Raw genomic sequence first — 20,552 nt, 5'->3', positions numbered from 1 at the left:
GGATATTAATGGTTTATAAGCTTAAAGTGAGCAGGCTTTTTGCTTCGCTGCGGCGCAGGCGGTACAAGCGATACTGAAAGCGAATGATAAAAATCAACGGGATAGTGGCCAGGTTAAATATTTGTATCAACAAAAAGCTTACCCCATAAAACATAAAGTTTGATAACAGCAGGATGGCATAATTGGCGTACACGGCTATTTGCAAAGCGTCTAATCGCAGGTGATTGATGTATTCATCCTCTACCTTTTCTTTAGCATATACCCATATCATTAGCGTGAGCGGCAAAAACCAATACATGCTTTCCAGTAGGTCCGACTTAACAAATACCTGGCTGATAATAACCAGCAATGTAATTATAAACGACAGCCCTTTGCCTAATGCGCTAAATGGCATATGTTTCAGCAGGTGTATCCCGGCAACGGGGCGCCCCTTAGCATTGCGGCTAAGCAGGTAATAAAACCGCACGATGAATATTAGCAGCGGCATAAAAAGGTTAAATACCAGATAGCCATCCTCGTTTGAAAAAGGATCGAGCAGGGTGTTGATGGCCGGCGATTTGACTTGGATATTCAGTGCCGACAGGATTATAAAAAATGCGTACCACAAATAATTTACGGGGATAGCCCAGTACAGCGCATTCAGCCTGATCTTGCCGGTCATTTCATCCTCCTTTTTCACTTTCGAAAAAGCGATGAACATAAGCCCGGCAATGACCAGCGTTAAGGCCAGTTCGTTGGTGAAGTTTTCGAATGTACCTTGTAAAAAGGTGCTTTGCTCGCGCACTTTTAGTCCGAAGCCGGGCATCTCGAAGTTTTTATATACCACCAGGTAGCCCAAAACAAAGCCCGGTAAAGCCATCAGGCAGCCAATTATCCTGAAGAATGCTGGAAAAAGAAAACGTGTTTTCATAATTGTAAAGTTTGATTTACCAAATGTAAAACAAACTTTACAAAAGTCAAGTATTTTTGACAAAAAATCTTCACTTTATATAATTCTTTTATTCAATTGAACAATTTACTATACAGATGCACATTTTATGGTAGCGCTTTACTAACTTTGAGTGGGAAATTTGATATCGGGTTTTTAGATACAGAAGTAAAACATTTTCTTTTTTGCTTTGTATTTAAAACTTTAGGGAATAAAACTTTTTAATTTGCAGCAACGTATACATAGTGATATGAACTTAAATCCCCGCCCTGTTAGTATACTATTGGTTGATGACGATGAGATCAATAATTTCATCAGCATTAAGCTGATTAAAAAGGCCCTTTTAAATACCGAAATTAAAGCCTGCCTTAACGGGCGTTTTGCCATTGATCAGCTTTGGGATACTTATACCACCGACCCATCTAAACTACCGGATTATATTTTGCTGGATATTAATATGCCGATAATGAACGGCTGGGAGTTTTTAGATGAATACGAACGCCTGAAGATCGATTCGGGTGGCAAAACCAAGATCTTTATTATCTCTTCTTCAGTTTTCAGTAACGATATCAGCAAGGCAAAATCTTACCCACTGGTGGTCGACTTTGTTTCGAAGCCACTCAACATCGAAAAGATAAACGAGTTGTTTGAAAAAGGCGAAAAGCTTTGATCTGTTTGTGCAATCGATAACACGCTTAATTTCAGGCAACAATCCCGTTTCTTTAAACTAATTTAAGGAGGCACGCACCCCATCGGGGTGATATATCGGTAGAAAAAACCGTAAAAATGAATTTGCCGTGCCGTCAGGTACGGAATATAGCGTACCTAACGGCACGCGTGGATTGCCTTATTGAATTGCTACCGATATTTTGCTCCTATCGGAGCAGGGATCGGTAGCAACATTAAATCTGCCAGCTAAACCGGCGTTACAATAAAACCATCGTTCTCTTCGCGCACGGTACCAACCGCGTTTGATTTAGCATGATAGAACAGGCATTTCCAGCCCCCGGCGGCGGCTATCTTGCCGTATTGCTCGCGCAGTTGCATGGCTTTGCGGCCATCGTAATCGTATTTGGCAATAAAACGGCGGATCAGTTGTTCGGGTTCGGGCAATTCATCGCCACCGAAAAAGCATTTATCATGACCGTCATCTAACCACCAAACCTGGTGATAAGGGCAGTGCCCGCCAGACAGTTCGTAACGCATACCTGGCTTAAACTCGCCGCTGCCCTCAACAAAGGTGAGTTTGGCAGACCGCTCCAGTACTTCAAAAATATCCTTGTGATAGCTTGAGGACTTACCAGCGATGGCAAATTCCCACTCACCCTTTTGTATCACGTATTGTGCATTGGGGAACGATGGTTCAAAGCGGCCCAATTGCTCGACCACCAAGCCGCCAGAATGATCATAATGCAGGTGCGACATCAATATCAGTGTTACCTCATCTGGCTCGAAACCGGCGTTGCGGATATGCTGGTGCAGCCATAATTCGTCGCGCGTATCCTTATAACCCAGGCCGGCATCCAGTAAGATCAGGTCATCACCCATCTTTACCAAAAAGGGGTTTACATGGATAAACAGCGATGCCGGACGGTCTTTATAATTATCCATCTGCGGGTCAAACGGGATAAATTTCTTCGTCGCGTCAACCGAATATGAACCCTCACCTAATACAAAAATTTCCATAATGCCGTTTTCCCCGATATTTGAATGTAATTTTGGGGTCAAAGATATTAACCACTGATGGGAAAAGCATCAGTTACAGGTAAAATATACTTTGTGGCGAATTAACCACAAAGTACACAAAGGGAGAATCACAAAGGCACACAAAGCTTTTATAATTTAAAATAAGGTAAGATTTTTTTACTTTGTGATCTTTGTGAAAATCTTTGCGCCCTTTGTGGTTCAATTGCCCCCATATAAAAGCATGCAGAAACGCTGGACAATAAAACAAACCGATAACGAAGAGAAAATAAAGCAACTGGCTGCCGGTTTGGGCATTGATAGCGTTTTAAGCACCCTGCTGCTAAACCGCGGCGTGCAAACTTTTGATGAAGCCAAATACTTTTTCCGCCCGCTGATGGAGCACCTGCACGATCCATTCCTGATGGCGGATATGGAAAAGGCCATCGACAGGATAGACCGTGCCATTGACAATAACGAAAAGATCTTGATCTATGGCGATTATGATGTGGATGGCACCACATCGGTAGCGCTGGTGTACAGCTTTTTCCATAAGCGCTATAAAAACCTGGAGTATTACATTCCCGACCGTTACCTGGAGGGCTACGGCATATCAACCAAAGGCATCGATTACGCCGCTCAAAACGACTTTAAGCTGATCATCGCGCTGGATTGCGGCATTAAATCGGTTGATAAGATCGCGTACGCGAATACTTTGGATGTTGATTTTATCATCTGCGATCACCACTTGCCGGCTGATGAATTACCCGCGGCTGTGGCCCTGCTGGATCCCAAACGCCCGCAATGTGATTATCCTTATAAAGAACTTTCGGGTTGTGGTATTGGCTTTAAGCTGATACAGGCCTACGCCCAAAAGCACGATATCGATTTTGAAGAGATTACCTGCTATCTCGATTTGGTGGCCATCAGTATCGCCTGCGATATTGTACATATCACCGGCGAGAACCGGGTGCTGGCACATTATGGGCTGCAACAGATCAATACCAACCCCTGCATCGGCGTTAAGGCGCTGATGAGTGTGGCAGGGAAAACGGTGCCCTACAGTATCTCTGATATCGTTTTTCTGATCGGTCCGCGTATTAATGCTGCCGGGCGTATTGATGATGCCAAACACGCTGTTGAACTACTTATCGCCTGTCATGAAGATGATGCCAAGGCCAAGGGTATCCTTATCAATATTAAAAACCAGGAGCGCAAAGAGCACGATCTGACCATTACCGGCGATGCCCTCAACATGATAGATAACGATGAGATCCTGATCGGCCGGAAATCTACCGTAGTGTATAACGAGGGTTGGCATAAAGGGGTTATAGGTATCGTCGCATCGCGCCTGACCGAGAAATATTACCGGCCAACCATTGTGCTTACCCGATCTAACGGGCATGTGGCGGGTTCGGCACGTTCGGTACGCGGCTTCGATCTGTACGAGGCCCTTTGCGGCTGCAGCGATCTGCTGATACAGTTTGGTGGCCACAAGTACGCGGCCGGCTTAACCATGATGCCCGAAAACGTAGATGCCTTTGCCCAACGTTTTGAGGAAGTGGTAAGCGCCACCATCCCGCCTGAGTTACTGATACCCGAAATACCCATAGATGCTGAATTAGAATTAAAGCAGATCGATCCGAAATTTTTCAGGATATTGCAGCAGTTCGCGCCTTTCGGTCCCGAGAATATGTCGCCGGTATTCTTAACCCGGAGCGTTTATGTTAAAGGGCAGGCCGGTTTGGTTGGCGGGCAGCATATCAAAATGACTATCGACCAACCGGGATCACCGATGTTTGATTGCATTGCCTTTGGCCAGGCCGAACACCTGGACAACATAAACAATGGTTTGCCGTTTGAGATATGCTACAGCATAGAAGAAAACGTATGGCGCGAAAAGCGCAGCATACAGTTAAATATAAAGGGAATAAGAAGCCCCCTCTAAGTCTCCCCCTTTGGGGGAGACTTAATTCCCAAACCCTCCCCAAAGGGGAGGGTTTGGGTGGGGCTTACAGATAACAAAAAGCAATGAGCGACCAGACCAGGCTGAATTTAAGGGCCGAGAATTTAGTAAAGAAGTATAAGCAGCGTACGGTGGTGAACCACGTATCGTTCAACGTATCGCAGGGCGAAATTGTGGGTTTGCTGGGGCCAAACGGTGCCGGTAAAACCACATCGTTTTACATGATAGTTGGCCTGATAAAACCCAACGAGGGCGATATTTACCTGGACGACGAGATCATCACCCGCGACCCGATGTACCGCCGCGCCCAAAAGGGCATCGGTTACCTGGCGCAGGAGGCATCTATATTTCGCAAGCTATCGGTAGAAGATAATATTAAGGCCATACTGGAAATGGGGCCGCTGGACAAGGTGCGCCAGGAGGAAAAACTGGAGGAACTGATCAGCGAATTTAGCCTGCACAAAGTGCGCCGTAACCGTGGCGACCTGCTGTCGGGTGGCGAGCGCCGCCGTACCGAGATTGCCCGGGCCCTGGCTGCCGAGCCCAAATTTGTACTGCTGGATGAACCATTCGCCGGTGTAGACCCGATAGCTGTGGAGGAGATCCAGGCGCTGGTAGCCAAGCTAAAGCACAAGAACATCGGCATATTAATTACCGACCACAACGTACAGGAAACGCTGTCCATCACCGACCGCGCCTACCTGCTTTTTGAGGGTAAGATACTGGAGAGCGGCGAGCCGGAAGTGCTGGCCAATAACGAGATGGTGCGCAAGGTTTACCTGGGCAGCAATTTTGTTTTGAAAAGAAAGGTTTTTAATCCTTAACTTGCGGTAGCATCTACACACCTGCTGCATGACGATAATTAACTCCGTTTTTACATGGTTTATTAAAAAGCGCATCCACCAGATAGAGCTTTTTATGAAATACCCCAACGAGGTACAGGAAGAGTGGTTTGAACAACTGCTATCCTGGGCCGAAAATACGGAGTGGGGCAAAAAACACCATTACCGCAGCATCGAAAATTACGCGCAGTTTAAAGAGCGCGTGCCCATACAAACCTACGATACGCTGAAGCCTTACATTGAGCGCATGCTGAAGGGCGAGCAAAATGTACTGTGGCCGTCGGAGATCAGGTGGTTTGCCAAATCATCGGGCACGACTAACGACAGGAGTAAGTTTATCCCCGTGAGCGAGGAATCGCTGGAGGAATGCCACTTTAAAGGTGGCAAGGATATGCTGACGCTGTACTTTAACAACCGGCCCAACGCCCGCATCTTTACCGGGAAGAGTTTAACGCTTGGTGGCAGCGCGCAGGTAAGCCAGTTAAATGCCGATACCTTTTCGGGCGATCTTTCGGCCGTGATCATGAAGAACCTGCCCCTATGGGCCGAACTTTACCGCACCCCCCACCTGGATATTGCCCTGTTGGAAAACTTCGACGAGAAGATAGAAAAAATGGCCCATGCCACCAAGGATGTTAACGTGACCAGCATCAGCGGGGTACCCACCTGGAATATCCTGCTGTTTCAGCGTATATTGGAACTGACAGGCAAAAGCAACCTGCTGGAAGTTTGGCCTAACCTGGAACTATACTTCCACGGGGCCGTTAACTTTAGCCCCTATCGCGAACGGTTTAAGCAACTGATCCCGGGCGAGGAGATGTATTATATCGACATCTACAATGCCAGCGAAGGCTTCTTTGGCATACAGGATACCACCGATAATGGCGACATGTTGCTGATGCTGGATTATGGCATCTTCTACGAGTTTTTGCCCTTCGAACATATTCACGACGATCATCCGCCTACGCTAACTTTAGATGAGGTGGAACTGGATAAGAATTACGCCCTGGTTATCACCACCAATGCCGGCCTGTGGCGCTATATGATCGGCGATACCGTGCGCTTTACTTCTCTGTCGCCTTACCGCATCCAGATCACCGGGCGCACCAAACACTTTATTAATGCCTTTGGTGAAGAACTGATCATCGATAACGCCGAACGCGCATTAGATCGCGCCTGCCGCTATACCGGTGCCACCATTCGCGATTATACCGCCGCCCCGGTTTACTTCTCGGAAGACAGTTCGGGCAGTCACGAATGGTTGATAGAATTTGAACAATACCCCGCCGAATTCGATCGCTTTGTAGACCTGTTGGACGAAACTTTGCGAAAACTCAACTCCGATTACGATGCCAAGCGCTTTAAAGATATGGCCCTGCGCCGTCCGCTGGTACATGCCGTTCCGCAAGGCACCTTTTTGCAATGGATGAAGGAGCGCGGTAAACTGGGGGGCCAGCACAAGGTACCCCGCCTGGCTAACGACCGCCAATATGTAGATGCCATCTGGGCGCTGCTGAACAGGGAGAAAGTGGTGGTGGAGTAAAAAATTGTCATGCCGAACTTGTTTAGACATCCCGCTCGCAAAGTGTTGGTATATGTCTGATAAGTATGATGGGATGCCGAAACAAGTTCGGCATGACGTTTTGCCCATTGCATTTTTACACAAGCCTTACTTGCAATCCCCATACAATCAGTTATATTTGAATTTAAACTGATCAACACACCATGAAAAAATATCTTTTTATTGTGCTGTTCGCTGCTATTGCAGCCAACGCAAACGCGCAAACCCACGCTGTAACCGACAGCGTTAAAATTTACGATCCCAAAGCTGATGCTAAGGCCGATATACAGGCCGCGGTAAAAAAGGCTGCTAAGGAGCATAAGAACGTGCTGCTGCAAATTGGCGGCAACTGGTGTATCTGGTGCATCCGTTTCAATAATTTGGTTACTACCGATGCCGACCTGAACAAAGCCATGAACGATAATTATGTGATATTGCATGTAAACTGGAGCCCCGAAAACAAAAACGAAGCTGTTTTAGCCAGCCTGGGCTATCCGCAGCGCTTCGGCTTCCCGGTGTTTGTGGTTCTGGATGATAAGGGCAACCGCCTGAATACCGAAAACTCAAGCTACCTGGAGGAAGGCAAGGGCCATAGCAAAGCCAAGGTGATGGAATTCTTTAAAAGCTGGTCGCCGGCGGCTATAGACCCAAAAACTTACGCGCCAAAACCAAAAGCCGTCAAAGCCGATTAAACCATCTTGCTTGCACATGGTCAGAACATTATCATTCACTTGATCTTTTGAAACATGAAAATAGTAAGCATTTACTGGACCTACTGCTTCAGCAGCCGCAAAAAGCTTCTTAAAAAAGCCTGCGACGCGCGGGTTTACTAAGTAAGCGAAAAGACCAAAGCTAAAGGCAAAAAGCTTTCTGCTTTGGTCTTTCTGTTTTAAGCTCTTCCCCGCTTAGTTACTCACAAAAGTATATGGCATATTGGTAAAGGTACCGCTGGTAACAGTGGTATTGGTTATCGATACTGCATTCCCATCGCTATCGTAATTAGTTTGCCGGTGGCTAAAACTAAAGGTTCCGGTTATTAAGCCGCTTTGCGCGTTGATGGAAGTTACCGTTACCGTCCCCTCATTATTCCCCGCTGTGGCAATGGGGACAAAGGCATAAACGCCATCGCTGTTTTTTTGCCAGTAGCTGTAGGTCATTAAAGGGTTGCCGGTTGCATCAACATTATAACCCGATAGCGGGAAGTCATTAGTGGCGGTGGCATCAGTTAGTTTTACCGCGCAGCTTAATTGTCGTTGCAAATAGTTACCATTAAAGCTGAATGTTTTGGTTTTGGTGGCAGCATTGTAAACAATGGTGGCGCTCAGGGTGTCGGGTGTCCAGCTGGTGCCGTTAACCGTTGCCGATAGTTTGTAGGTGGTGGTAGTGGTGGCATCGTCGCTGCTGCTTTTTTTACAATTTTGGAGGAACAATACGGCCAGGGCCGCTAAAACAAGTAAAGGGGTATTTTTCATGATAAAGTATATTTTCACCACGTAAACGCAGTAAATACCTTATCCATATAAACGGGTAGCTTATTTCACACTTTTTAACATTTGGCAATGGACTACAGACTAAGCTTCAGCGCCTATATCGCCCAGTTCAGTAGCGTCCACATCATACATCGCCAGCGATCTATTCAGCAAAAACTTCATCTGCCGTACCAATATCCTTGGCCCCAACACCCGTATTTTGGGGCCGAAGCCCAGCAATTCGCGCTCCAGTTCAAAGTTTAGGATCACCTTAATGCTGAAGATCTTTCCGCCGGCACCTTCCTTCAACAGCTTTTGAGTATGGTGCAGGGGCTTGGTGATGATGTAAGGGGCATTGCTGTTATCTATCCAAAATACCACCTCCACATCGCGCTGCCCCGGCGATTTGGTTACGCCAACGCAATCGTTATAATAAGTAGCAAAGTTTATGTCCCGGTTCTCGCGGTATGGGTCGGGGTGTTCTTCTATTTTTTGGATCCGGTCAAGCGCAAGGTTTAGGATATGCGCGTTGCGCTTGTGCGGCATGCCCAACACAAACCAGCGGTTGCGGTACTCTTTTAACAAATAGGCACTAAAGCAAATATCGCTGGCCTCGCGCGCTTTGAACGATTGATAGGTTACACACATGGTTTTCTTAGCCACGATGAATTTGCGGATCACCTCCAGGTATTCCAGTCCCTTCAGGTTATCGTTCTTTTCGAAGTCGATCACCGGCGCGCCCTGCGTTTTTTGGGTGTAGATCTTATCCTCCAGCTTGCTCACCATCTCATTCAGATCGGTAAAATGACTAAAACCCTTAAACTGCTGCAACAAGCCCGATACCTCGGTCAGCACCTGCATATCCTGCTGGTTTAGGGGGATGTTGGTGATACTGTAGTCCTTATCGGCATAGGTATAGTACTTTTTATCTACAACAATTATCGGCGCCTCGTAACCCAGCTTGTTACTGCGCATCATCTCTATATCGGCCTGGACAGATCGGCGACTTACGCCGGTATCAATACCCTGATACTCGTACAAGGCATCGGCGCAGGCATCTATCAAATCGTCCAGCGTCCACTTTTTAAACCGGTTTTGCAGGCAGGTATCAATGGTGCGGTAGCGGATCAGGGCGTTGCGGTTAACGGGCATGGGGTTATTTGGCAAAAGGATCAAATACCCGCACTATTTTGGGGTCTTGCGCGTCCATAAACATTTTTGCGCGCCCATAAAGGCATATTTTACTTATTCTATCGAATACATTAGGCTTGCCCTGGCTGTTCATCAAAACTTCATCAGTACATACTCCCCGTAAATGGTTTTCTTCAATGTAATCCCAATAATCGTCCAACTCTTTTTTAAATACAATAGTGAAAGCCGGATGGCGGTACTGGATCAGGTAATTGCCGTCATCCATTGTCATTGGGTTAAAATCAGGATGCGAATAATATATCTTATTTAAGGTCGCTTTGGTCTCTTCTTCAATGTTAACTTGCGGAGGTGGAAAAAGAGCCACTGTGCCATTTTCAAAAACGCCCAACTGTACTTTTTCATCTGTATAGTATTTTGCCCTGTCCATTATTTCATCATGATTAACAGGTGTATCAGGTCGCCACGACGGTATTGGCGGGAAACGCTTTTTTTCTTTCTGCTTGCCTTTAAATAAGTTATTTAGAAAATCCATGATGTGATATGTTTAATGTTTTTTATAAATATCTAAAAATATTTTCTACTGCGCAAATACACTGCGCACTTGTGTTTTCTCTTTGTTGTGTCGAAAGGTTGAACGCGTTCACAAACGCCCCCTCTCTCAGCACGGAGAGAGGGGTTACGGCCGGGAGACAATTTTAAAATTGATAAATTACACGCTTACAATTATGAGAAAGCAAAACATACCCGAAACCGAACTCCCCCTTCAGGGGGCCGGTGGGCTTAAGATCAGCAACAACGAGTTAAAGGCCCTTGGCATTAACGATATCGACGTACTGGTAAACTTCAGCCGTGTGGCAAACGGCCTGCTGAAGCATAACGTGATGGACAAAGCGCAGATCCTGGCCAATTTGGAAGCATTGATAGACGACCCGATGCCCTATGCCCTTAAAAAAGGCGGCAAGTTTAAAAACCTGGCCGAAGACGTGATTGCCCTGCGCAAGGAGGGTAAGTTTGTGAAACAGCAACGCAGCACCTTCGCGCTGAAGACGGAGATTGCCGACTTCCCGGTTTACGGGATCGAACATATTGAAGTGGGCGCGCTGGCGCAGATGAAAACCGCTATACAATTGCCCATAGCGGTAGCCGGCGCGCTGATGCCCGACGCGCACCAGGGTTACGGACTGCCCATCGGCGGCGTGCTGGCCACCACGGCCAATACCATTATCCCCTTTGCCGTGGGTGTGGATATTGCCTGCCGCATGTGCCTGAGCATCTTCAACCTGCCTGCCGAAATGGTGGACACCGAGAACGATTTGCTAAAAAATCTGCTGCTTAACCATACCAACTTTGGCATGGGCGGGGTTAACAAAACGCACCATGATGCCTCACTGTTTGATAGCAAAATATGGGGCGAAACCAAGGTGATCCGCTCGCTAAAGGATAAGGCCTACGCGCAGCTGGGTACCAGCGGTACCGGCAACCACTTTGTGGAATGGGGCGAATTAACCATAGGTGATGGCGCTTTGGAGGGCATTCCGGCCGGTAATTACCTGGCCTTGCTGTCGCACTCCGGCTCGCGTGGCTTTGGGGGTAATATTGCCGATTACTACAGCAAAATTGCCATGAGCAAAACCAAACTGCCGCCCGAAGCCAAACACCTGGCCTGGCTGGATCTGGATAAGGACGAAGGACAGGAATACTGGATTGCCATGAACCTGGCCGGCGAATACGCCAGCGCCAATCACCACGAGATCCATAACAAGATAGCCCGTGCGCTTAACCACGCCCCGCTGATGATGATCGAAAATCACCACAACTTTGCGTGGAAGGAACAACTGGCCGACGGTACCGGGGTGATGGTGCACCGTAAAGGCGCCACCCCGGCGGGTGAAGGTGTGCTGGGTATCATCCCCGGCAGCATGAGCACGCCCGGCTTTGTGGTGCGTGGCAAGGGCGACGCGGCCAGCATCAACTCCGCCAGTCACGGCGCCGGGCGATTGATGAGCCGAAGCGCCGCCTTTAAAACCTTAGACAAGGCCGCCATTGCCGCCAACTTAATAGACAAACGCATTACCCTGATGGGCAGCGACATGGACGAAGCGCCGATGGCCTACAAAAATATCCACACCGTAATGGCCGCCCAAACCGGGTTGGTAGATGTACTGGCCCAGTTCAACCCCCGCATCGTCCGCATGGCCGACCCTAAGGAGAAGCCGGAGGATTAACCCCCCGGCCCCCTAAAGGGGGAGTTGGTAGCGGGCGGTTTGCACTGGGCAGTACGGCGGCAAAGTTCCCTCCCCCGGGAGGGGTGCGGTGGTCGGTGCGGTGGCAGGGAGGGGTTTCATCGAATAGTAATAAAGACAAAACAAATGAAAAACACCATACTACAAAAACTGCTTGAACTGGAACAAGCACACGATATCAAGATCCTCTATGCCTGCGAATCGGGCAGCCGGGCATGGGGCTTTGCCTCGCCTGATAGCGATTTTGATGTGCGCTTTATATACGCGCACCGACCCGACCATTACCTTAGCATAACTGATAGCACCGACGTTTTAGGCCTGCCGGTTAATGAGGTGCTGGATATAGGTGGCTGGGATATCCGGAAGGCGCTGATGTTGTTCCTGAAGTCGAACAGCACGCTGTACGAGTGGCTGCAATCGCCCATTGTGTACCGGGCCGGAACTGGTTTTGCCGAAGAACTACGCGGGCTGATGCCTAAGTATTATTCGCTGCGTTCGGGTGGTAATCATTACTGGTCGATGGCTAACAATACTTTGCGCGACGACCTGCAAACTGAGCAGGTAAAGCTAAAGCGGTATTTTTATGCACTACGCCCGGCTTTAGCCTGCCTTTGGATAACTGAAAAGCAAACCGTTCCGCCGATGGAATTTGATAAACTGCGTATATTGATATCGGATGAAAACATCCAGAACACTATGGACGATCTGCTGCAACAAAAGCAAGTGGCCAATGAAAAAGCATTCATCGCGCCGGTAAATCTGCTTAACAATTGGCTATCGGCAACGCTTGAACGTTGCCGGGAGCAAATACCCGGATTACCGGCAGATAAGCACCTGCCAGATGAACTGAACACGATATTTAGAAAACACATCTCATAATGACCTACAACGAACTGAAGCGACAAAAACAACTGATTCTGCTGGATTGCATCAGCGGCAGCACGGCTTATAACCTTAATGTCGCCGGTTCGGACGTGGACAGGAAAGGAGTGTTTATGATGCCGCAAAAGCAATTGTACGGCTTCAACCGACAGGAGCAACTGGCTAATGATACCAACGATGAGGTGTATTTTGAGATAGGTCGCTTTTTGGAACTATTGACCAAAAATAATCCAAACATCCTGGAACTGCTAAGTACGCCAAAGGAGTTTATAACGCGTCGCCATCCGCTGATGGATTTGATAAAGCCTGAGGATTTTTTGTCGAAGCTTTGCCTGGATACCTTTGCTGGTTATGCCCAAACACAGGTGCGCAAAGCCCGCGGACTAAATAAAAAGATCAATAAACCACAGGGCGCCGAACGTAAATCGGTGCTTGATTTTTGCTTTGTGGTCTACAATAACGGAAGCGTGCCGCTAAAGGAATGGCTGCGTGAGATGAACTACACACAGGAAGAATGCGGACTGATAAATCTTGACCATTTCAGGGATGTGTACCTGCTGTATCACCAAAGTCAGCTAAGCAATGGCTTTTTCAGAGGTATCGTGTCCGGCCCGGATGCCGACGATGTACAGTTAAGCCCGGTGCCAAAAGGCATTGTCAATATAGCCGTTATGAATTTTAATAAAGATGGCTACTCGGTTTATTGCCGTGAGTACCGCGAATACCGGGAATGGGAAGAGAAACGTAATGAGGCCCGATATCAAAGCACCCTGTCGCACGGTAAAAGTTACGACGCTAAAAACATGATGCACACCTTCCGCCTGCTCAATATGGCCGGTGAAATAGCGCAGCATGGCCAGGTAATTGTAAAACGCCCCGACAGGGGTTTCCTGCTCAGCATCCGCAATGGCCAGTTTGAGTTTAACGAGCTAATGCTGATGATAGACGAAAAAATGGAGGAGATAAAAGAGTTGTATCGGAATTGCGCCTTGCCTGAAAGACCGGATGTGCAGATAGCAGAGCAGTTGTTGGTGGAGATAAGGGAGAAGTTTTATCTGGGCTGATTAATGGGTACATGTGCACCAGCCGCGCTACCGCAGGTTTAGCGAAGCGTAACCTGCGGTCACCGTCGCCGGAAGTTTATAAACTTCCGCGAACCAATAGGCACAAGTTAACCCTGCCCACAAAACCAACCGTTTAAACTTGCGCCAGCTAATTGGCAGATCAGGACATAGGGGCTGGTCTGCGTTAGGGATTGCAGCGGATACCGGCCTTGTGGCTAAGGCCTGCAGGCGTATGAGCGGAAAGCCCGGGCCGCAGGCAACGCCATCATAGTCGTTGGTCATTTCGCTGCGCTGCTATTATGCTTCGCGTCATTGGGTCACTGTCGCCATAAACCCTTACTTCTCCACCACCCGTTTCAAGGTAGTATGCGTAGCCTTAGCCCCTACGCGCAGACTGATGGAATCGCCATTGGCGTAAAAGCGGCCTTTGTTTTTTATCTGCATGTTCTTAAGGTCGGCGGTGAACCAGATGCTGTCACCTTTAATGGTGCCGTCTGTCAGGTTAAACGTACCGATGGACGAGGTGAGCGTACCGGTGAGCGTGGTGTCGCTGGCCTTAAAGGTATAGGATATCGGGAATTCGTTGCCATCCGGTCCTTTTAGCATGGCGGTCCATTTGCCGTCTATACCGGCATACCAGGCCTGCGCCGCGCTAAAGGAAACAAGCAAAGTTGCAATGGTAAGTATATTTTTTTTCATGATGTGGGAGGTTAATGTTTTTCTAAAATTAAACATTATTTATGAAAGGTTTAGCTTGTGATGAAAGCGGTGGAATTGAGCGATTTCCCTCCCCGTGGGCTACTTTGTGGACACAAGTATGCTATAAAGTCGGAGTTTTGCAGGATGGACGAACCTATCAATACAAACCCGGATTTTAAAGGAGCCTTTGGCGATAAACGGATAGAAAAACGAGCAGCTGCAGCTTTGAGGAAAATTAACCACTGGGCGTAACAGCAGTTTAAGGCAGATTACGGAAGGTGACGCTGAGCAAAAGAGTTTTTACCGGCTGTTTAATAACGAAAGTTTCAGCGAATCTTCCATATAGAAAAGCATTGTGGAGCGCTGCCGGTCATTAAGTTCAGGCTTGCTTATAAGGATGATAATGAGCAGCTTGTCGATGAGGTATTTGATAAACAGGAACAAAACTGCCTGCAAATGATCTGCAGGAAGATGGAGGGCACAACTGAAAAACTAAAGAACCCTGCTCCGGCCCGAACGCTGAAATGGGCGGCATGGATAATTGCCCGAATGGGCGGCTGGAAAGGATACGGGTCACAAAGAAAGCCAGGTCCAATTGTTTTACAAAAGGGCCTGGCCAAGTTCTATAACGTCTATGAAGGTTGGCTCCTTTATCAGGATAATAGTTAAAAAATGTGTCCAAGTAGCCCTATGGGGGGGCTTGGGCAAACGGTTTTGCCATTGACTATGGTTCTATCGGTCATGGACCGCCCTACAACAGCGCCCGCAACGTCTCTATCGTATCCGCTTCTTCCATGGGCTTATCCGTACGCCAGCGCAGGATGCGGGGGAAGCGCAGGGCGATGCCACTTTTGTGGCGGGTAGAGCGGTTGATGCCCTCGAACCCTATCTCAAAAACCAACCGGGGTTTTACCGTGCGCACGGGGCCAAATTTCTCCAGCGTGTTGCGCTTCACAAAGTTATCTACCTTGCGTATCTCCTCGTCGGTAAGGCCCGAGTAGGCTTTGGCAAAGGGCACCAGCTTATCGCCATCCCACACGGCAAAGGTATAGTCGGTATACAGGTCGGCCCGGCGGCCGTGACCTTTTTGGGCGTAGATCATCACGGCATCTACCGATAGCGGGTCTATCTTCCACTTCCACCAGTCGCCACGGCGGCGGCCCACCTGGTAGTGGGCGCTTTTGCGTTTCAGCATAATGCCCTCGGCTATCATCTGGCGCGATAGGGTGCGGGTGGCTTCCAGTTCGGGCCAGCTATCAAAAGGTATCAATGCCGAGAGGCGGAACACCTCGGGGTATGCTGTAGCGGCCTGCAAGCTTTCCAGTATCTCCCGCCGCTGGCTTTGGGTTTTTTGGCGGATATCTTCGCCGCCGTATTCCAGCACATCGTACACAATGGTAGCCACCGGACTTTCTTCCAGTATCTTTTTGCTCAGGTTCTTGCGGCCAATACGGGTTTGCAATACGTTAAAGGGCAGGGGCAGGCCGTTGGCAAAACTCAGTATCTCGCCGTCCAGCACGGTACCGTCGGGCAGTTCATTCAAAAAAGGGTGCAGCTCGGGGAACTTTTCGGTAGCCAGGTCCTCGCCCCTGCTCCAAATAAATATCTGCCCATCGCGTTTTATCATTTGGGCGCGTATGCCGTCCCACTTCCACTCGGCCTGCCATTCGGCGGCATCGCCCAGGGCAACCTGTAGTTCGGTGGCGGTCTTTTGCTTTTCCGATGTTTCCTGTATGGGGTAGGCTAAAAAGAACGGGTACGGGCGCGATACATCGTCGCTGGCGCTCTCGGCCTGGGTCAGCTGGTCGAAGGTGTAATCCTCGGGCATCCACTTGCCCATCACGCGGTGGGTAAGCGTGGCCGCATCGTGGTTGGTGATATCGGCCAGCGCCTTAATAACCAAATTTTGCGATACCCCAATGCGGAAGCTACCCGTAAGCAACTTGTTGAATACAAAGCGTTCCTGCCCATCCAGCATGGCCCAGCTATCCAGCAGCCATTGCCTGCGTTCCTCGTCGGTCTTATCGCCAAGGGCGTTTATTTCGGCTATCCATTCGGTAAGGGTCTTGTTGCTGCTTTGGTCGTTAGGGGGCAGCAGCAGGGCAATGGTCTCGGCCAGGTCGCCCACCACCTGGTAGCTTTCGGCAAAAAGCCATTCGGGTATGTGCGATAGTTCCATGGCCCAGGTGCGCACCAGCGTGGCGTTTATCTGCCGCTTAGGCTTGCGCCCGGTGAAAAGGGCCAGCATGTGCATCTTATCGGTATCGGGCACGGACAGGAAGTATGCCTTCAGGATGCGAACCTTCTCGTTGGTCTTATTGGTCTCATCAAGCGAGAGGAAGAGTTGGGCAAAGGCTTTCATGAGGTGCCTCCTTTTTTAGAAGTCTCAGGAGCCTCACCTAAATCCTCTCCAGAGGAGAGGACTTCAGAAGTTTCAGGGGATTTCTGCCCCTCCTCCTTTGGGGGAGGTTGGGTGGGGGCTTCCTCTTCACTCTCATCCTCCCCAAACAGCGTATGCACCTCGCTGGCATCAAAACCTATCTCATTCAGGTAGCGCGAAAAACTGGCGGTGTAGCCATGGGTAAGATAAACCTTTTCGCAGCCGGTAGCATCAATGGCGCTGATGAGACCGTCCCAGTCGGCATGGTCGGAGAGCACGAAGCCACGATCTGCCGCACGGCGTTTTTTCGCTCCGCGGATACTCATCCAGCCCGAACAGTAACCAAAATCGTATGGATTAAAGCGCCGCATCCAGGGTGTACCTACCGATGACGGCGGGGCCAGGATAATGCCTTTACGTACTTCGTCCTTTGGTGTATCGGGTGTGATGCGGATGGTAGGATTAAGCACGATGCCGTTACGGCGCAGGGCCTCGTTAGTGTTCTCGATAACGCCGTGGGTGTATACCGGGCCGATGGAAAAGTCGAGGTTTTGCAGGATGCGCTGCGCTTTACCCAGCGAGTAACCTACCACAACGGTAGCCTTGCCTTCCTGCACGTTCTGCCGCCACCAGTTGTTCATCTCGTCGAACAATTGCTGCTGGGGCTTCCATTTGTAAACGGGCATCCCAAAAGTACATTCGGATATAAAATGATGACAGCGCACCGGCTCGAAAGGGGCACAAACGCCGTCGTCCTCTACCTTGTAATCGCCGGATACCACCCAAACCTCATCCTTGTAGCAAACCCTCACCTGCGCCGAACCAATAACATGCCCGGCCGGGAACAGCGTTATCTCCACCCCGTTCTTCATCACTTTTTCGCCGTATTCCACCGTTTGCAGGGTAATATCGCCCAGGCGGTACAGCAGCACTTCGCGCGATAGGTGATGCGCCAAATAACGCTTGCTGCCCCAGCGTGCATGGTCGCTATGGGCATGAGTGATCACGGCATCGTCCACAGGTTTCCATGGGTCGATATAAAAACGGCCCTGGGCACAGTAAATGCCGCTATCGGTAAACTCGAGCAATGGTTTTTTAGGCATGGTGATGGTATAACGTGCAGAGGTGGGTTTTGTTGGGATGCAGGGGTTGTGGCTGCGTGGCGAGGGGACTCACCCGGTCTTCGCTTCGCTGGCCCCCCTCTCTGCTGCGCAAAGAGGGGGATTAGGATATTCGGAATCACATTCTCTCTTTCCGCGCAGCGCAGACCCGTTGAGCAATAGCCATTCACACAGCGCTTAGTCTCAATACACCCTATCCGGCACAAAAACATCTACATTAGCCAGATCGTCATTTATCATCATACTACAAGCTAAAACCGGCCGCTTTACCTGCGATTGCTGATGCGCGATCTGTACCAAACAGGTGCCACAACTGCCCATGCCGCAGCACAGACCGAAGCCGGGGATGGCCAGTTCATCGGCTATCAGGGTCATCAGGCTGTGGTGGCGGGTACGGTTGGTTTGCACCCGGTATTCTTCGCCCAAATGGTGAAGTGTTAAATTGATGGTGTTTTCCTGCGGCATCGGTTAATAGTTGCTCCCCGCAATGACAATGAGGCAAAATCTGTACAGTTATTAAGCTGCCAATCCCTTATTATACTTATTACGGTATTCCACCGGCGAGAGGCCGGTTACCTTTTTAAATATGGTGCGGAACGCCTTGGTATCGGTATAACCCACATCATACATTACCTCGTTAATATTCTTACGGCTGCTTTCAAAGCTTTTTTTGGCCGCCTCTATCTTTACCCGCTGGATATATTCGGTAACGGTATTGCTGGTGGCGTGCTTAAAGCGGCGCTCTAAGCTACGGCGGCCAAGGGCCAGCATATCGGCCAGCTGGTCTACGGTTATCTTTTCGGCAAAGTTATTCTCGATAAACTCCTGCGCTTTTTTTACCGGTTCGTCCTCGTGCGCTTTTTGCCCCTGGAAGATGATGAATGGCGACTGGCTGATGCGGTCGATATCGATCATGAACGATTTGGAGATGAGGATGGCGATATCGCGCCCCGCGAATTTTTCAACCAGGTAGACGATGAGGTTAAGGTACGAATAGGCGCCGCCGCTGGTATAAATGCCATCGTCTTCGGTCATGATCTTATCATCCACCAAATTCACTTCGGGGTACATCTGGCGGAACAGCCCGGCCAGCGACCAATGCGTGGCTGCCTGCTTACCGGTCAGTAAACCCGTTGATGCCAGGAAAAACGCGCCGATGCACAGGCTGGCAATTTCGGCGCCGTTGTTATATTGTTCCACTATCCAGGGGCTAAACGCCTTATTGTTTTCCAATGCTTCTGCTATATCGCCATGCATGGCCGGGATAATGATCAGGTCGGTTTTCTTCACGTCCTCTATCAACGTGTCGGGTTCGATAGTGAACAGGCCGTTGCGCTGCACAACCGGGCTGGTGAGCCCTACCAAATGCAGATCGAACAGGGGTGGTTTGCCCATATCGGCTAAAAAACTATTCACCTGCGCTAATATCTGATGGCTGCCATCAATATTGGGCATACTGGTATGGCCCATCGGAACAAGGATAGATACATGTTTCATAAATGCTAAATTAGGAAAATAAATTGTCGCATTCACCTCCCGACATTGCCGTATTTACACCCTTTTTTACCAGGGTGTTTGCACTAAGTTTGTATTGTTCAATTATTTATACAGATGGAATTATACCAGGTTAAGCAGGATGTTAAGGTGATATGTGTGGAGGCGGCATCATTCCCCAAGGGGATAAAAGACGCGTTCGACCGGCTGAACAGCGTCATTCCGGATATGATTGGACGGCATGTTTTCGGGATCTCCAAACCGCAGAACGGCATGATCAGGTACCGCGCTGCAGCGTCGGAAAAACAGGATGGCGAGGGCACATCGCTGGGCTATCCAACCTTTACTATCCCCGCCGGCATTTATCTTGGCGAAACCCTGATGGACTGGCAGCGGAACGAAATGATGATCATGAGTATCTTCAACCGCCTGATAGCCGATAAGCGGATGGACGGATCGGCGCATTGCATCGAATGGTATAAAAGCAATACCGAATTGCTATGCATGGTTTTAATGCGTAACGATTTGGTAACCGTAGCCACTAAGGAACTAACTTTATAAAACACTATCTTAAACAAACTATTTATAAAACCACGATCATGAGCAAAATTAATCCCTACATCGGCTTTAATGGTAAAACCCGCGAAGCCATGCATTTTTATCAAAACATTTTTGGCGGCGAACTGGAACTGCTGACCGTAAAAGGATCGCCGATGGAGCAATACTGGCAATCGGCACCCGAGGGCGCGCTGTACCACGCCATGCTTACTAATGCCGATGGTATTGTAATGATGGGTTCGGATATGTCGGGACCAAACGGGCATACCCCGGGCAACGTCATCCAACTGGCCATCACCTGCAATAGCGAGGAAGAGATCAACATGTTCTTCAATAAACTATCCGAAGGTGGCACTGTGATGGATACGTTAAAGGAGCAATTCTGGGGTGCCATTTTTGGCGCGGTGCTGGATAAGTATGGGATTAACTGGATGCTGAATTATAATAAGCAGTAAAAGCATAAATGCTTATCATTTCGATAGAGCCAAGGGGGCCAGAGCGTGAGCGCGA

The 20,552-nt window shown here is 49.0% G+C and carries 21 protein-coding genes; 10 read left to right on the top strand and 11 right to left on the bottom strand.

The window, feature by feature from the left end:
• Window positions 1-13: 13 nt before the first annotated feature.
• Window positions 14-910, bottom strand: coding sequence for a hypothetical protein (locus HQ865_RS20975; protein ID WP_173416784.1), 897 nt, complete (start codon window positions 908-910; stop codon window positions 14-16).
• A 268-nt stretch (window positions 911-1,178) separates the two neighbouring features.
• Here HQ865_RS20975 and HQ865_RS20970 point away from each other — a divergent pair, with 268 nt between their 5' ends.
• Entirely contained in the window at window positions 1,179-1,598 is a 420-nt protein-coding gene (locus HQ865_RS20970) for a response regulator (protein ID WP_173416783.1), read from the top strand.
• A gap of 245 nt (window positions 1,599-1,843) precedes the next feature.
• On the opposite strand, the gene HQ865_RS20965 is transcribed toward HQ865_RS20970, so the two are convergent.
• Window positions 1,844-2,614, bottom strand: a complete 771-nt coding sequence (locus HQ865_RS20965; RefSeq protein ID WP_173416782.1) for an MBL fold metallo-hydrolase — start codon at window positions 2,612-2,614, stop codon at window positions 1,844-1,846.
• Window positions 2,615-2,855: 241 nt separating this feature from the next.
• Here HQ865_RS20965 and recJ point away from each other — a divergent pair, with 241 nt between their 5' ends.
• From recJ to HQ865_RS20945, 4 genes are all read left to right on the top strand, one after another.
• A complete protein-coding gene (gene recJ / locus HQ865_RS20960; RefSeq protein ID WP_173416781.1) occupies window positions 2,856-4,559 on the top strand; it encodes a single-stranded-DNA-specific exonuclease RecJ in 1,704 nt (567 codons plus the stop codon).
• 83 nt (window positions 4,560-4,642) lie between these two features.
• The gene (gene lptB, locus HQ865_RS20955) at window positions 4,643-5,401 is read left to right on the top strand and encodes an LPS export ABC transporter ATP-binding protein (RefSeq protein ID WP_262889703.1); all 759 of its coding nucleotides are present in this window, start codon (window positions 4,643-4,645) and stop codon (window positions 5,399-5,401) included.
• Window positions 5,402-5,429: 28 nt separating this feature from the next.
• On the top strand, window positions 5,430-6,962 hold the full coding sequence (locus HQ865_RS20950) for a GH3 auxin-responsive promoter family protein (RefSeq protein ID WP_173416780.1): 1,533 nt from the start codon (window positions 5,430-5,432) through the stop codon (window positions 6,960-6,962).
• Window positions 6,963-7,144: 182 nt separating this feature from the next.
• Window positions 7,145-7,672 (top strand): thioredoxin family protein, encoded by a 528-nt coding sequence (locus HQ865_RS20945; RefSeq protein WP_173416779.1) that lies wholly within the window; start codon window positions 7,145-7,147, stop codon window positions 7,670-7,672.
• A gap of 213 nt (window positions 7,673-7,885) precedes the next feature.
• Here the strand turns inward: HQ865_RS20945 and HQ865_RS20940 are convergent, their stop codons facing one another.
• The 3 genes from HQ865_RS20940 to HQ865_RS20930 form a co-directional block, all read right to left on the bottom strand.
• Window positions 7,886-8,452, bottom strand: a complete 567-nt coding sequence (locus HQ865_RS20940) for a hypothetical protein (RefSeq protein ID WP_173416778.1) — start codon at window positions 8,450-8,452, stop codon at window positions 7,886-7,888.
• Window positions 8,453-8,551: 99 nt separating this feature from the next.
• Complete coding sequence (locus HQ865_RS20935; protein WP_173416777.1) at window positions 8,552-9,601, bottom strand: helix-turn-helix transcriptional regulator; 1,050 nt, start codon at window positions 9,599-9,601, stop codon at window positions 8,552-8,554.
• A 4-nt stretch (window positions 9,602-9,605) separates the two neighbouring features.
• Window positions 9,606-10,133 (bottom strand): hypothetical protein, encoded by a 528-nt coding sequence (locus HQ865_RS20930; RefSeq protein WP_173416776.1) that lies wholly within the window; start codon window positions 10,131-10,133, stop codon window positions 9,606-9,608.
• A gap of 193 nt (window positions 10,134-10,326) precedes the next feature.
• Between HQ865_RS20930 and HQ865_RS20925 the strand changes: the two genes are divergently transcribed.
• The 3 genes from HQ865_RS20925 (at window position 10,327) to HQ865_RS20915 (ending at window position 13,790) form a co-directional block, all read left to right on the top strand.
• Window positions 10,327-11,826 (top strand): RtcB family protein, encoded by a 1,500-nt coding sequence (locus HQ865_RS20925; protein ID WP_173416775.1) that lies wholly within the window; start codon window positions 10,327-10,329, stop codon window positions 11,824-11,826.
• Between the two features lie 144 nt (window positions 11,827-11,970).
• Window positions 11,971-12,723, top strand: coding sequence for a nucleotidyltransferase domain-containing protein (locus HQ865_RS20920; RefSeq protein ID WP_173416774.1), 753 nt, complete (start codon window positions 11,971-11,973; stop codon window positions 12,721-12,723).
• Window positions 12,723-13,790, top strand: coding sequence for a DNA polymerase beta superfamily protein (locus HQ865_RS20915; RefSeq protein WP_173416773.1), 1,068 nt, complete (start codon window positions 12,723-12,725; stop codon window positions 13,788-13,790). The genes HQ865_RS20920 and HQ865_RS20915 overlap by 1 nt, the downstream gene beginning before the upstream one ends.
• A gap of 27 nt (window positions 13,791-13,817) precedes the next feature.
• Here HQ865_RS20915 and HQ865_RS20910 read toward each other — a convergent pair whose 3' ends face one another.
• The 6 genes from HQ865_RS20910 to HQ865_RS20885 all read right to left on the bottom strand — a co-directional run bounded on the left by HQ865_RS20910 (window position 13,818) and on the right by HQ865_RS20885 (window position 19,487).
• Window positions 13,818-14,072, bottom strand: coding sequence for a hypothetical protein (locus HQ865_RS20910; protein ID WP_173416772.1), 255 nt, complete (start codon window positions 14,070-14,072; stop codon window positions 13,818-13,820).
• Window positions 14,073-14,126: 54 nt separating this feature from the next.
• Window positions 14,127-14,489 (bottom strand): hypothetical protein, encoded by a 363-nt coding sequence (locus tag HQ865_RS20905; protein ID WP_173416771.1) that lies wholly within the window; start codon window positions 14,487-14,489, stop codon window positions 14,127-14,129.
• A 751-nt stretch (window positions 14,490-15,240) separates the two neighbouring features.
• Window positions 15,241-16,851, bottom strand: coding sequence for an ATP-dependent DNA ligase (locus tag HQ865_RS20900; protein ID WP_173416770.1), 1,611 nt, complete (start codon window positions 16,849-16,851; stop codon window positions 15,241-15,243).
• The gene (locus tag HQ865_RS20895) at window positions 16,848-17,972 is read right to left on the bottom strand and encodes a ligase-associated DNA damage response exonuclease (protein ID WP_173416769.1); all 1,125 of its coding nucleotides are present in this window, start codon (window positions 17,970-17,972) and stop codon (window positions 16,848-16,850) included. The genes HQ865_RS20900 and HQ865_RS20895 overlap by 4 nt, the downstream gene beginning before the upstream one ends.
• A 201-nt stretch (window positions 17,973-18,173) precedes the next feature.
• The gene (locus HQ865_RS20890; RefSeq protein WP_173416768.1) at window positions 18,174-18,455 is read right to left on the bottom strand and encodes a 2Fe-2S iron-sulfur cluster-binding protein; all 282 of its coding nucleotides are present in this window, start codon (window positions 18,453-18,455) and stop codon (window positions 18,174-18,176) included.
• 51 nt (window positions 18,456-18,506) lie between these two features.
• A complete protein-coding gene (locus tag HQ865_RS20885; RefSeq protein WP_173416767.1) occupies window positions 18,507-19,487 on the bottom strand; it encodes a GlxA family transcriptional regulator in 981 nt (326 codons plus the stop codon).
• A 114-nt stretch (window positions 19,488-19,601) separates the two neighbouring features.
• Here HQ865_RS20885 and HQ865_RS20880 point away from each other — a divergent pair, with 114 nt between their 5' ends.
• Window positions 19,602-20,045 carry a transcriptional regulator gene (locus HQ865_RS20880; RefSeq protein WP_173416766.1) on the top strand — a complete coding sequence of 148 codons (444 nt, stop codon included), beginning with the start codon at window positions 19,602-19,604 and terminating at the stop codon, window positions 20,043-20,045.
• Window positions 20,046-20,083: 38 nt separating this feature from the next.
• The gene (locus HQ865_RS20875) at window positions 20,084-20,497 is read left to right on the top strand and encodes a VOC family protein (RefSeq protein ID WP_173416765.1); all 414 of its coding nucleotides are present in this window, start codon (window positions 20,084-20,086) and stop codon (window positions 20,495-20,497) included.
• The last annotated feature ends 55 nt before the right edge of the window (window positions 20,498-20,552 follow it).

The sequence above is a fragment of the Mucilaginibacter mali genome, assembly GCF_013283875.1.
In the GTDB taxonomy this organism is placed as follows: Bacteria; Bacteroidota; Bacteroidia; order Sphingobacteriales; family Sphingobacteriaceae; genus Mucilaginibacter; species Mucilaginibacter mali.
This window is presented reverse-complemented; position numbering and strand designations above follow the sequence as displayed.

Bases quoted from the DNA above. Each gene is read 5' to 3' on its own strand.
- HQ865_RS20875 (WP_173416765.1), top strand. From the start codon at position 20,084: ATGAGCAAAATTAATCCCTACATCGGCTTTAATGGTAAAACCCGCGAA.
- HQ865_RS20935 (WP_173416777.1), bottom strand. From the start codon at position 9,601: ATGCCCGTTAACCGCAACGCCCTGATCCGCTACCGCACCATTGATACC.
- HQ865_RS20890 (WP_173416768.1), bottom strand. From the start codon at position 18,455: ATGCCGCAGGAAAACACCATCAATTTAACACTTCACCATTTGGGCGAA.
- HQ865_RS20930 (WP_173416776.1), bottom strand. From the start codon at position 10,133: ATGGATTTTCTAAATAACTTATTTAAAGGCAAGCAGAAAGAAAAAAAG.
- HQ865_RS20965 (WP_173416782.1), bottom strand. From the start codon at position 2,614: ATGGAAATTTTTGTATTAGGTGAGGGTTCATATTCGGTTGACGCGACG.
- HQ865_RS20905 (WP_173416771.1), bottom strand. From the start codon at position 14,489: ATGAAAAAAAATATACTTACCATTGCAACTTTGCTTGTTTCCTTTAGC.
- HQ865_RS20970 (WP_173416783.1), top strand. From the start codon at position 1,179: ATGAACTTAAATCCCCGCCCTGTTAGTATACTATTGGTTGATGACGAT.
- HQ865_RS20920 (WP_173416774.1), top strand. From the start codon at position 11,971: ATGAAAAACACCATACTACAAAAACTGCTTGAACTGGAACAAGCACAC.
- HQ865_RS20880 (WP_173416766.1), top strand. From the start codon at position 19,602: ATGGAATTATACCAGGTTAAGCAGGATGTTAAGGTGATATGTGTGGAG.
- recJ (WP_173416781.1), top strand. From the start codon at position 2,856: ATGCAGAAACGCTGGACAATAAAACAAACCGATAACGAAGAGAAAATA.
- HQ865_RS20910 (WP_173416772.1), bottom strand. From the start codon at position 14,072: ATGACCAACGACTATGATGGCGTTGCCTGCGGCCCGGGCTTTCCGCTC.
- HQ865_RS20895 (WP_173416769.1), bottom strand. From the start codon at position 17,972: ATGCCTAAAAAACCATTGCTCGAGTTTACCGATAGCGGCATTTACTGT.
- HQ865_RS20950 (WP_173416780.1), top strand. From the start codon at position 5,430: ATGACGATAATTAACTCCGTTTTTACATGGTTTATTAAAAAGCGCATC.
- HQ865_RS20925 (WP_173416775.1), top strand. From the start codon at position 10,327: ATGAGAAAGCAAAACATACCCGAAACCGAACTCCCCCTTCAGGGGGCC.
- HQ865_RS20940 (WP_173416778.1), bottom strand. From the start codon at position 8,452: ATGAAAAATACCCCTTTACTTGTTTTAGCGGCCCTGGCCGTATTGTTC.
- HQ865_RS20945 (WP_173416779.1), top strand. From the start codon at position 7,145: ATGAAAAAATATCTTTTTATTGTGCTGTTCGCTGCTATTGCAGCCAAC.
- HQ865_RS20915 (WP_173416773.1), top strand. From the start codon at position 12,723: ATGACCTACAACGAACTGAAGCGACAAAAACAACTGATTCTGCTGGAT.
- HQ865_RS20900 (WP_173416770.1), bottom strand. From the start codon at position 16,851: ATGAAAGCCTTTGCCCAACTCTTCCTCTCGCTTGATGAGACCAATAAG.
- HQ865_RS20975 (WP_173416784.1), bottom strand. From the start codon at position 910: ATGAAAACACGTTTTCTTTTTCCAGCATTCTTCAGGATAATTGGCTGC.
- HQ865_RS20885 (WP_173416767.1), bottom strand. From the start codon at position 19,487: ATGAAACATGTATCTATCCTTGTTCCGATGGGCCATACCAGTATGCCC.
- lptB (WP_262889703.1), top strand. From the start codon at position 4,643: ATGAGCGACCAGACCAGGCTGAATTTAAGGGCCGAGAATTTAGTAAAG.